Source organism: Pseudoalteromonas sp. H105, from assembly GCF_001469215.1.
Taxonomy (GTDB): Bacteria; Pseudomonadota; Gammaproteobacteria; order Enterobacterales; family Alteromonadaceae; genus Pseudoalteromonas.
In genome coordinates this window covers 585,770-597,392 of the sequence record NZ_LOFH01000002.1, presented here as the reverse complement: position 1 = coordinate 597,392, position 11,623 = coordinate 585,770, and the positions used below count along the sequence as shown (strand labels likewise).

Annotated in this window: 13 protein-coding genes; 5 read left to right on the top strand and 8 right to left on the bottom strand. The window is 42.0% G+C overall.

What is annotated here, in order from left to right; translation table 11 throughout:
• Positions 1 to 72: 72 nt before the first annotated feature.
• Positions 73 to 615 carry a lipocalin family protein gene (locus tag ATS75_RS06080; RefSeq protein WP_058559533.1) on the bottom strand — a complete coding sequence of 181 codons (543 nt, stop codon included), beginning with the start codon at positions 613 to 615 and terminating at the stop codon, positions 73 to 75.
• A 148-nt stretch (positions 616 to 763) separates the two neighbouring features.
• Here ATS75_RS06080 and ATS75_RS06075 point away from each other — a divergent pair, with 148 nt between their 5' ends.
• The 4 genes from ATS75_RS06075 (at position 764) to ATS75_RS06060 (ending at position 3,102) form a co-directional block, all read left to right on the top strand.
• Positions 764 to 1,213, top strand: a complete 450-nt coding sequence (locus ATS75_RS06075; RefSeq protein WP_058559532.1) for a YaiI/YqxD family protein — start codon at positions 764 to 766, stop codon at positions 1,211 to 1,213.
• Positions 1,210 to 1,752: a DUF6942 family protein gene (locus ATS75_RS06070; protein WP_058559531.1), complete on the top strand. Its 543-nt coding sequence runs from the start codon at positions 1,210 to 1,212 to the stop codon at positions 1,750 to 1,752. Before ATS75_RS06075 ends, ATS75_RS06070 begins: the two co-directional genes overlap by 4 nt.
• A gap of 35 nt (positions 1,753 to 1,787) precedes the next feature.
• Entirely contained in the window at positions 1,788 to 2,171 is a 384-nt protein-coding gene (locus ATS75_RS06065) for a response regulator (RefSeq protein ID WP_058559530.1), read from the top strand.
• A gap of 106 nt (positions 2,172 to 2,277) precedes the next feature.
• A complete protein-coding gene (locus tag ATS75_RS06060) occupies positions 2,278 to 3,102 on the top strand; it encodes a substrate-binding periplasmic protein (protein ID WP_058559529.1) in 825 nt (274 codons plus the stop codon).
• A 5-nt stretch (positions 3,103 to 3,107) separates the two neighbouring features.
• Here ATS75_RS06060 and ATS75_RS06055 read toward each other — a convergent pair whose 3' ends face one another.
• The 7 genes from ATS75_RS06055 to ATS75_RS06025 all read right to left on the bottom strand — a co-directional run bounded on the left by ATS75_RS06055 (position 3,108) and on the right by ATS75_RS06025 (position 10,595).
• The gene (locus ATS75_RS06055; RefSeq protein WP_058559528.1) at positions 3,108 to 4,199 is read right to left on the bottom strand and encodes a hypothetical protein; all 1,092 of its coding nucleotides are present in this window, start codon (positions 4,197 to 4,199) and stop codon (positions 3,108 to 3,110) included.
• A gap of 152 nt (positions 4,200 to 4,351) precedes the next feature.
• The gene (locus ATS75_RS06050; RefSeq protein WP_058559527.1) at positions 4,352 to 6,235 is read right to left on the bottom strand and encodes a propionyl-CoA synthetase; all 1,884 of its coding nucleotides are present in this window, start codon (positions 6,233 to 6,235) and stop codon (positions 4,352 to 4,354) included.
• Positions 6,236 to 6,439: 204 nt separating this feature from the next.
• Positions 6,440 to 7,288 (bottom strand): MBL fold metallo-hydrolase, encoded by an 849-nt coding sequence (locus ATS75_RS06045; protein ID WP_058559526.1) that lies wholly within the window; start codon positions 7,286 to 7,288, stop codon positions 6,440 to 6,442.
• Between the two features lie 366 nt (positions 7,289 to 7,654).
• Complete coding sequence (locus ATS75_RS06040) at positions 7,655 to 9,043, bottom strand: HipA domain-containing protein (protein WP_058559525.1); 1,389 nt, start codon at positions 9,041 to 9,043, stop codon at positions 7,655 to 7,657.
• Positions 9,027 to 9,347, bottom strand: coding sequence for a helix-turn-helix domain-containing protein (locus ATS75_RS06035; protein WP_058559524.1), 321 nt, complete (start codon positions 9,345 to 9,347; stop codon positions 9,027 to 9,029). Before ATS75_RS06035 ends, ATS75_RS06040 begins: the two co-directional genes overlap by 17 nt.
• Before the next feature lie 745 nt (positions 9,348 to 10,092).
• The gene (locus ATS75_RS06030; protein ID WP_058559523.1) at positions 10,093 to 10,377 is read right to left on the bottom strand and encodes a putative quinol monooxygenase; all 285 of its coding nucleotides are present in this window, start codon (positions 10,375 to 10,377) and stop codon (positions 10,093 to 10,095) included.
• Between the two features lie 2 nt (positions 10,378 to 10,379).
• Positions 10,380 to 10,595, bottom strand: coding sequence for a DUF2798 domain-containing protein (locus ATS75_RS06025; protein ID WP_058559522.1), 216 nt, complete (start codon positions 10,593 to 10,595; stop codon positions 10,380 to 10,382).
• 81 nt (positions 10,596 to 10,676) lie between these two features.
• On the opposite strand from ATS75_RS06025, the gene ATS75_RS06020 reads away from it, so the two are divergent.
• The gene (locus ATS75_RS06020) at positions 10,677 to 11,537 is read left to right on the top strand and encodes a LysR family transcriptional regulator (RefSeq protein WP_082665415.1); all 861 of its coding nucleotides are present in this window, start codon (positions 10,677 to 10,679) and stop codon (positions 11,535 to 11,537) included.
• The last annotated feature ends 86 nt before the right edge of the window (positions 11,538 to 11,623 follow it).

Here is an 11,623-nt window from a genome sequence, read left to right as displayed (position 1 = left end):
ATGGCAGGCATGATAAATCCTAATCATTGCACATTTATGACAACGCATAAGTAAATAACATAAAAGCCTTTTTTAACGTTTTGGAGTTGGTGTATGCGCAACCCAAATCAGTGAGTTGGTATCAAAACCATGCTTTTTTGCCGTTGCGATAAAATCATCTTTAATGGCTTGGCTTACGGTAGGCGTTCGCGATAACAACCATAAATAATCAGTATTAAAGCCAGATACAAACGCATACTGATAATCTTGCTGATCCATTTTAAACACCACGTATGAGCTATAAAACGGACCAAAAAATGACACTTCTAAATGCCCCACATCACTGGCGCCAACAAACTTGGCTTTGCCCTGAGCTTCGCTCCACTGACCTTCTTCGTCATTAAAGCCTTTATTTATCACTTTAACAGAGCCATCATCATTTAAGCTGTAAACAGCCGTCACATTTGATAAGCCTCGTTCAAACGAGTGATCTAATCGGGCGACTTCGTACCAAGTCCCTTGGTAACGCGTTACTGAAAAATCATCAACAGGCTTTACGCCGTCAGGCAAGCCACTGCAACCAACAAAAAAAACACCACACACAATGGTAAGCGCAGCAAACAGGTATTTATTCATCAAGCTATATCCTTATCATTAAAGCTAATATCTTAGCGTCTTTGAAGTAAAGTTTAACGTATTTTAATGGTAAAAAAATCAGTAAACACTGGTTGTTGATGAGCGGGTAGGTTAGGATCAATTTTTTACTAACAAGATGTATAAATAAATGAAGATTTGGGTTGATGCTGACGCCTGTCCCGTGGTGATCAAAGACATTTTATTTCGTGCTGCTGATCGTACACACACCGACACAATATTAGTCGCGAATCATGCGATGCGCATTCCTCCTTCAAAATACATTAGCCGCGTGCAAGTATCGTCTGGGTTTGATGTGGCCGATGATGAAATCGTTAAACGTGTATCTACCAATGATTTAGTTATCACCGGAGACATTCCATTGGCTGCTGAAGTCATTGAAAAAGGCGCACAAGCGCTGAACCCAAGAGGCGAGTTATACACCCCAGAAAACATTCGTTCGTTACTCAATGTGCGTGATTTTATGGATACCATGCGCTCAAGTGGCGTAGAAATGAACGGCGGCCCACCGCCATTAAGCCAAAGTGACAGACAAAACTTTGCCAACAATCTAGACCGAATTTTAGCGCAAAATAAATGACCTCTACGGCGACTAACTTAGGCATGGGCGATCCACATTTTAACGTGGCGGTGTATATTGCAAACCCGCCGCCTATGCCCCAATATCAAACTTTAAGTACATTAGCCCCCTTAATTGATGGCGAAATAGACGCCATAAACCAAGCGTGTGGGAATGGTTGGCGCAAAGTATTTAATGTGTATGCCAAAGTGTTATTTGCACTGCCCAGTGAACACCACTGTTTTGCTAAGCAAGCCGCAACATGGCAAACCTACCGCGATAAACTGCTCTTGCAGGCAAACAGTAAAACGGCTCTATTATTTAGCCCCCCCCAATTAACACATGAGCCCACACTGCATATCATTGCTGGGCGCACTCACGCTAAAAGCCTCATTAATCAAGGGTTATTAAACATAACCTTAGACTGGCTAGACGACGAATTTGCCATTAATACTCAACACAAAGTTATTGTCTGCCCGTATTTTGACTATCGCCAATTAAGTAATATAAAAATCGCCCGATTAAGCCAATTAGTAGCTAATTGTTCAAAGAGTAGCTAATCTTATATTCAACTAATTCTTAAATTACCTACGCTATGAAAGTACTTGTTGTTGATGATATGCCACTGATGCGCCATGTGTTAATTAACATGCTGCGTAAACTTAATTTTGAGCACATTACTGAGGCCACGGATGGAAAACAAGCCCTAGCGTTGATGCAAAAGCAAGAATTTGATCTCGTGATCACAGACTTACACATGCCAAAAATGGATGGTAAAACGCTACTGACACAAATTCGCGAAGACCTTATTTTAAGCGAAACCCCGGTATTAATGGTCACCTGCGAAGACAATAAAAAATCAATCAAAGAAATTATCGCAGCCAAAGTCACCGGCTTTATTATTAAACCGTTTAATTTAAACACGCTCGAAAACCAATTAAAAAAAATAAATACAGTGCCAGCAGAAAAGCCTGATTGATCATTTAACAAACAATAAAAACAGTGCATATTCCTATCATCGGTATATAACGCAAAAAAAATAAGGTATTCTCTTTTTACGCACACTGTGAGGGAACGAATTACTGTTGGTTAAATTACAACGTTATCTAGGTAACTTAAGCGCTGTTATACTACTTTTTTTAAGCGTCAACAGCCATGCTGTGCCTTCATTTGCAGTCACCAAAGCAAACACCATTGAAATATGCGCAGGCGAATGGCCCCCGTTTTTAAGCGAATCGCTCCCTGAGCAAGGCGTTATTGCCCACCTTATCCGTGATGTATTTGCACAAGCCGATATTAAAGTAAACTTTACTTTTTTACCCTGGGGCCGTGCGTTCCACGACACACAAAAGCAAAAATACGCAGCCACCGCTGTGTGGATGTTTGAACAAAGTCGCGCCAATAACTTTTTATACAGCGACGCTGTGCTTAACGAACGATTCGTGTTTTTTCACCTAAAAAACCGCCCTTTCGATTGGCAATCAGTGAATGATTTAAAAGGCCTGATACTCGGTGGCGGACTTGCCTATAGCTACGGGGCTGAGTTTGATAACGCACTTGAACAAGGTGTATTTGAAATATCACGTGTAAACAGCAGCGTGCAAAATTTTAAACGCCTCGCCATGGAACGAATCGACGTATTCGCTGAGGAACAAAGCGTTGGCTACCATATTTTAAACAACGAACTCGCCGATGTCGCAAATACAATAACGCATCACCCAAAACCGCTTTTAATCAATCAAAGCTTTTTACTGCTCCCTAAAGAGGGAGAGAAAAGTCAACAGCTGTTAAAAATGTTTAATCAGCAACTAGCCCAGTTTAAAAAAGATGGCCGTTACCAAGCCTACTTTAATGGCCTTAACAGAGGTGATTATCGCCCTGTTAACACTCAGAGCGATGACGAACGCTAAATGACTTAAATAATCGGTACAAACTCATACTCAGTATTTAAGTGCGCTTTACTCCAACTATTAAACGCTTCTTCGTATCGTGGGTAATAATCTATTAGCGTATGAATAACCTGTTCAGCGCTGAGTTCGTCGCACACATTTGTCGCCTCGTGTTGCAGCAAGGCTTTTAATACCTGTTTACCACGGCTGCTCTGCATTAAAAACCCAACCCACAAAGCCGAATTTTTATACATACGTAACGTATCTGCGCCTTGCCAACTGCCTTCTGAATCAATTAATACCGACAACATAAACAAACGTTCTTTAAAGTACCTACTGGGTACGTTAATGACCTTATCGCTGTTAAAATGAAGCGTATTTTCAAATACTTCAGCAAGTCCTTCATTTAGCCATTTTGGCATATTGCCAATCAGCCGATAGTTAAAGACATGCAATGCCTCATGCACGGCGGTTGTTAAGCTTTGCTCAGGGTAATTACTGTTATATTTAACAAAAGCCGTGTTACTCGCACCAAAATAGACCCCAATACTGGTATTAGAAAATGAACCAAATTGCGAGATATAATCCCGATAGTACCGCGGTGGCAACACCACCAAGTTAATTTGGTACGGCACCGGCGCACTCACTTGAAAAAACCGCCGATATTGAGTGTACGCAGCACTTAAACGCGCCTTTAAGGTTTGATGATAATCATCACTGAGCGTCGGTGTAATTAAATTTACCGTAGCGTAATTACTGAGCCTAAATTGTGACTTTTCAAATTCGAGATTGTCATCCAGTAGCGAAAAACGCGCTTGGGCATCGGCCACGGCCTCTTCATCGTGCCAATTCAACTGGCATGAGTCTTCTATTTTAGGCGCTTTAGGCTTTGCTTGTTGATAAGTGGCAGCAGCATCTACTTGCCGTTCGGGTGGGCGTGGTGCTGTTGCACGTTTAACGGGGTCTGAGGCCGGTTTTTCGAGCACGTGCGAGGTAGCGTCTGGCGCAGGGTTAAACCATTGCATTACAGCATCAACCCAGCCTAAGCGAACAGCTGCTAAGCCTAACAACACGACTATAATGACGCGGGTTGGAAACGACGATGGCTTTTGTTGCATCACTCACCTCAAAAAGTAAAAAATCAGTGTAGCGACTTTAGCCACAATAAAGAACAATTAAGAGGTCTAAACAGTGTACGTATTCTTAAGAATCCCTATGCCTACACAATGTTGCTAAAGCCAGCCTAAAGGCGGCTGGCTTAGTTGATAGCTTAACTTGCCACTAAAGAGGATTTTATTTCATCAAAAATACTGGCATCGTCTACTGTTGAGGGTACGTTGAGTTCTTCGCCATCCACCAGCTGGCGTAGATTTTTACGTAAAATTTTACCTGAGCGAGTTTTTGGCAAACGCGCAACATGTACAATGGTTTTTAAGCAGGCAATTGCTCCTATTTGCTCTCTTACCAGCGTAACGAGCTGCTGTTCAACAAGGCTGGCTTCATCGGTGCAATCGTCTTTTAATACAATCATCGCCATCGGTAGCTGGCCTTTGAGTGAATCGTTTACACCAAATACCGCGCATTCAGCAACGGCATCGTGAGAGGCAACAATTTCTTCCATTTCGCCAGTTGATAAACGGTGCCCTGCCACATTAATCACATCGTCGGTTCGGCCCATGATAAACAAGTAGCCATCGTCGTCGATATAACCGCCATCGCCTGACAAATAGTAACCGGGGTATTCATTTAAGTAACCCGCTTTAAAACGTTCATCATTTTGCCAAATAGTGGGTAAACAACCCGGCGGCAATGGCAGTTTAATCACCACGGCACCGCTTTCATTAGGCGCACATTGCTCGCCTTCCATATTTAATATTTGCACATCAAACCCAGGCGTTGGCACTGTTGCGCTGCCAGGTTTTGTTTCAAGGGTTTCTATACCAATAGGGTTACACGCAATGGCCCAGCCGGTTTCGGTTTGCCACCAATGATCAAGCACGGGCAAATTTGTATGCGCTTTAAGCCAATTGTAAGTAGGGGGATCTAATCGTTCACCCGCTAAAAATAACCGCTTTAGTGATGACGTGTCGTATTGTTTAAAGCCCAGTGCTTTTGGGTCTTCTTTTTTGATGGCTCTAAATGCAGTGGGCGCGCTAAATAAAGCATTTACTTTGTGCTCAGCCACTACGCGCCAAAATGCACTGGCATCGGGCGTGCGCACGGGCTTGCCTTCATACAGCACCGTCGTGCAGCGGTAAATCAGCGGGGCATACACAATATACGAATGCCCAACAACCCAGCCAATATCAGAGGCTGCCCAAAACACGTCACCGGGTTTCATACCGTAGACGGTTTCCATGCTGTAATGCATAGCCACTGCATGGCCTGCATTTTCTCTTACCACCCCTTTTGGCGTACCGGTCGTGCCCGACGTATACAAAATATATAACGGGTGATCCCCCTGCAAAGCAACGGGCGCAACGGGCTGGGCTGTTTGCATTGCCTCTGCCCAATTAATATCACGCCCAGGCATAAGGTGTGCCGTAACGTATTCTCGCTGATAAATAACACAATGCGCTATTTTATGGCTTGCCAGCGCAAGCGCGTTATCAATCAGTGGCTTGTATTCAATAACCGTGTTTACCTCAACCCCGCACGATGCACTGAGCACTAACTTAGGTTTTGCATCGTCAATTCTGACCGCTAATTCATGAGCAGCAAAACCACCAAACACCACAGAATGCACAGCGCCAATGCGTGCACAGGCTAACATGCCAATCACGGCTTCTGGGATCATGGGCATATAAATTACCACGCAATCGCCTTGCTCTACCCCTAAATCGCGCATCACACCTGCAAATTTAGCCACTTCGTGTTGTAGTTCAGCATAGGTGTATTGTTTTTTAGTATTGGTTACGGGCGAGTCGTAAATCAGTGCCGTTTGTTCACCAAACCCCGCGTCAACATGGTGATCAAGCGCTAAGTAACAAGTATTAAGTTGCCCATCGGCAAACCAGTGGTAAAAATTATTGTCATCTTGGGTGTATGCTGTTGAAGGAGGTGTAAACCAAGGGATTCGCTTACTTTGCGCTAACCAGAATTGAGCCGGATCATTTTTAAAATGTTCATATTGTTGTTGGTATTGGCCTGACATAAAGGGCTCCAAAACTATAATTGTGTGAGAGACCTTATAAAAGGTAGGTGCTTTATTGATTAATTAATATGCGACCTTGGTCGGCACACTGTGGCAAAAAACGCGATAATGCCCTAATGCATGACCTGTGGCTGTGCGCGGGCAATAAAAAAGCCGAGCAATTGCTCAGCTTTTTCAATACAGGCCTCACTTAGCGTGGGTTAACTACTTTAAACTACGGTAAAATAAGGTGGTTACTTTTTCTTTTGATAACCAATTAGCGTATTTAAGGCCCAGCTCTGATAGTGGGTCTGCCTTAAGTACTTGCTCAAGCGTGGCGTTGTTTTGCATGGCGATGAGCATTAAGTCTTTCGCTTTTTGCACCAGCTCACGGTATTTCATCAAGCCCGCACGGTCACTCATTGGGCCGTGGCCTGGAATAACTTGGGTTTTGGCATCACTCTTTTTAATAACATCATCAACGGCTGCTAGTACCCCATCAACACTGCCGCCACTGTCTACGTCAACAAAAGGTAAGCTGCCAAAGTTAAAGTAAATATCGCCCATGTGCACAATGTTATCGTTACTGAAAAAAATCACTGAATCGCCATCGGTATGCGCGTGCGCGTAATGCACTACATGGGCGTGTTCATCATTAAAATGCAGCTTTAAATCATGACCAAAGCTAATACGCGGTAAATAATCAGACCCTTCACCGTGTTTTTCTTTTAAGCGTTTATGCACATTATCGTGGGCAATCACATGTGCGCCCGCTTTGGCAAAGTTTTCGTTCCCGCCCGTATGATCCCCATGATGATGCGTGTTAATAACAAATTCAGCACTGCCAGGCTTTAAATCGCTAATGGTTTTTTTAATGTCATCGGAGAGCTTGGCAAACTGATCGTCAATAATATAAATGCCGTCCTCACCCACGCTTGCCGCAATGTTGCCACCTTGACCATACAACACATACACACTGTCGCTCAGTTGAGTGGCCGTTACCGGGTTTTTATCTGCCATGGCGTATGTGCTAAAAAATAAACTGGTGATGATTGCGGGTAATATTTTTTTCATTATTGTTATCGCTCTTATAAATAAATTATGATTATTGAACGTGGTGACTCTTATTTTAGTTCACTCTTTACATAAAGCTAATTAACCCGAACTCTGACTAAGCGTGCGCTAAAGCACGCCCTAAATAAGCTCTGTTTTTACGCTTTGATCTTCAGCGCAACGCCTCATAACCTTTGTTTGAATAATTTACTTAAAACCATGTTTGCACAAAGAGCAGTGAATGAGGGTAAATGAGAAAATAAGAAGCTGCTGGAATCGAGCGACAGGCTACGGATTAAACCTAGCGCCTTTACCACCGTAGGCGTTAAGCTTGCTGACGCGTTTTACTTGCCTAAAACCTAGCGCCTTTTACTTACAACGAAGAAACTAAATAAACGCTTTCATACTTGGTAACAGCTCAACCTGCTCACTCAGTTCGCCAGCTGCTTTATTAATAATATTAATACATAAACCAATGTGTTCTAGTTCACTATTAGACAAGTTATTTGCAATAGCAGTCGCTTTGGCCATATTTATCGCCCCTAATACTGACTGAATTGTTTGACTCATCAGTAGCTGCATACGCGCAAGAGAAATATCAAATTCATCAGCAAAATCAGCTAACATATAAGCCGTTATTTCATTACTAAAATTACCCGCGCCTGGAGAGTTATAGTCACCTAGCGACATTGCATAACTCCTTGAAATAGCTGGCTGTGAACCACCTTTTGCACAATCAATGCTCGTCTGTTCAATAATCGCCTCTATATTCACCAAGTCATAAAACGGTGTGAGCTCTAAGCCATTTTTACCTACAAAAAAACTAATGTTTTTGCCGTGAGCATCATAATTACGCACTAAAATATTAAATGTCATCCAACGAATAAGTTGCGCCTGATACGCTTGCATATTTGCTGTTTCAATATTAAACAGCTTAGGAAAAGAAACACCATCTCGAATGTAAATACCATCACCTTCGTCACCGTGTTGGCGCTCGTATTTGTAAGAAGGCGGTAAATTAGTCGCTTGGCACCCATCAATAACATGACGACGTAACACTCGGTTTTGCTCTTTAACAACACGCCTATCAAAACGATCGATAACAAAGGCCCGCATTTCACCATAGCTACGTAATTCAACATCAGGCACATCAAGTCCTGCGCCTCTTGCCAGTAACATAGTAAATAACTCATTTACGGCAATGAAAGGCGCAGCACCCGTTTCAAATTTAAAGATTTTATTAGAGCATAACTGGCCTTCACCAAACCCTAATCTTCCATCTATTTCGAGTAGATTAAGCTTATCTTGAACCCCAGCAACAGAGAGCCTCGCTCGCCCATCCCACAGTGTAATGGCCTCGCCAGCTTGCTTGAAACGGCGCAACTTTTCACTTAACTGATCATTCGTTACTTCCCGAAAAGATGTTTGCTTTACTGCACGATTACTTGCCTTAAACGACAAAGCACCTGACGTCTCCTCCCCAATAACTTTAATCAAACCGAAGGTGTTATTTTTAGAAATAGTTGTACTGCTAATTATTTCTTCAAGGCCGTTCCCCTCAGGTAATAAGTTTTGTAGGTAATTGCGCACCGCACGAGAGTCAAAATCGCCATTGAGTGGCAAGTATGGTGAAACAGCAAAACCCTCGTTGCGCCAATTAGCCTCATAAGTAAATGAAATTTCACTTTCAGAGCCTACTGCTAATGTAATCTCAGCCACCTTTTGCGATTGACCGATAAACACATCTAAGCGGTTGGTGTTAGTACCACTGTTCATCGCTCACCTCTTCATTGGTGTGAGCCATATCATCGCTAACAAGGCTAAACGACAATCCTAAGTACTCCATTACTTTAAGTACATTATGCAGTTGCACAGTTACATCGCCTTTTTCTATTTTTATCAGTGTAGGCTTAGAAATAGCAAGCGCTTGTGATACATCCATTAATGTCAGCTTCATCCCTGTTCGTTTTGAAGTAATGGCTTTAGCCAGCTGCACGGGCGAAAATGGCTTAGAAAGCTCAGGCATTTCAGTACGCTTAACAACTCTTCCGAGTGTTTTTTTGCCAAGGGTATCACTCATATTTGGTCAACTATAATTTACTTATATAACCGATTTTAGGACACTTAAACCAAAAGTCAACAATACTTTACTTTTAGGTTGGGGAATAAATTAACCCAACCATAAGGAAGTTACATTTTACTTATGGAGAATTGAAATTTAATTAAACCCCATAAGTAAATTTAAATTGACTAGATAAAAATAAAGCTGACAAGTATAAAAGAGTTAAGTTAGTGAGTTGAAATAGCAACGGGCTGTGTACTGCGATCCTATAGCGCCTCGTTCTTTTTGTATTACCTCTAAAGCGCAACGCCTCTTAACCTCTTTGTGAATAAATCACTTAAAAACCATTTTTCACAAAGAGAAAACAATGAGGGTAAATGAGAAAATAAAAGCTACGGGGTTCGGGCGAATGGCAACGAATGGCGGGCTACAAATTACCCCTAGTCACTTCCCTAGCTCCTAACACCTTTAACCTAGAACCTTTACTACCGTAGGCGTTAAGCTTGCTGACGCGAAAAGCGAAGCTTTTAAATTACTTTCACGCCATTATTTGCCTCATAATGTGAGTTTGCAAGTTTGAAAGGGTAAAGTTAGCGAGTTGAAAAAACGGCTACAAATTACCCCTAGCCCCTAGTCACTTCCCTAGCTCCTATCACCTTTACCCTAGAACCTTACCACCGTAGGCGTTAAGCTTGCTGACGCTAAACAGGATAAGCGCCCCTAGGCTCAAACTCTCCAATAAGGTACACACGATAAATTTAGCTTACTCAATCGCGACTAATTTATTTACTTCTACCGGTTTTGCTAACGCGGTTTCATAAAATGCAAATACCTCTTTTACATAAGGCTGTGAATAATGAGTATCCAAGGCGACTTGCGACGTAAATTGTTCGACTAAAAACAAACATGTTTGCTCACTATTGCTGTATAGCTCAAATCGAATACAGCCAACCTCAGCCTGTGTAGGCTTTAAAATTTGCTGTAAACGCCCTTTACAGTCATCAAATAATGAAACTTGAGGGGTTATTTTTGCCACTATATTAATCATCTTTAATCCTCATTAATTAATTTAATAACCACAGTACGAATTGGCGGTGCTACGGTAAAGGCCACTAAAAAAGCCGCAGGCCAGGCATTAATAAATGCTGTTAGCCAACTTTGCAAAAAGGTATCGCTTAAACCTAAATTAACGTAGGTCACCCAGGCTGATAGTAAAAACGACATCATGAACGAAAATACCAATGTAAATATAAAATGAATTTTCATATTTCCTCCTTGGCGTTACTATATTCAAAAGCTTGAGGCTTCCATACTCACAAAAATGCAAACTAAGATTGAGAAACAGAAATGCTTGATGACATTCATTTATTTATAGAGGTAGCAAGGCGTAAAAGTATGAGCCAAACGGCAAAAGATTTGGGCTTAAATTTATCGACTCTATCGCGACGTATTCAAGCACTTGAAACCAAATTAACAGAGCCCTTATTGCAACGTACAGCACGAGGAATCGTCCTAACAGCGAAGGGAGAGCAGCTCTATACATCGCTTGCAGATTCAGTGTTAGCGCTTAATAATCAAATAACAGCCCTTAATTGTGCTAGCAATAGCAACAATACTTTTTATTTGTTATGCCCACAAAACATCATTGCAGATCTCCTTATGCCTGCGCTCAATACATTTATAAAAAATAACCCTTCGCTCAATTTTAATATATCGCCGAATAATGCCAATAGTCAGTTGAGCCAACAACGCTTTGATCTCGCGATTCGCATTGGCCAACAACAAGACTCAAGTTATTATCAAAAACGCTTAGGCGCTATTGCGGTTAAGTTGGTCAGTAAAAAAAGTGCACCACAAACTCGCCTAATTTTACCTTACACACAAACGCAGCTACCCACAGACATGCTTAACAAGCTAACAGAACTATATAGCGATATAAGTTATTGCTTTGATATAACAATAGCCCGAAAAATGGTTGAAGAAGGCAATGGGGTTGGTTTATTACCTATGAGTGAAATTAGCTGTATTACCGACAAACAGGCGTTTAACTATATTGAATTGCAGCCTGCTTTTGCAAGTCGACCTATTTATGCCTTATGGCATAACACACGCCAGCCAAGTAAAACGGCAAGTCAGTTAATTACTTTAATACAGAGCGTAATTGAGCAAACGCCGTGCTTACAGGGTGATATTGTAAAGTTAGGTTGAGGGTTGTGCAGTAGGCGTACAGCTTGCTGACGCGAAAAAAACAGCTTTTAAATAAAAATGGGGCAAGTAAAAACCCTTCAAATGTA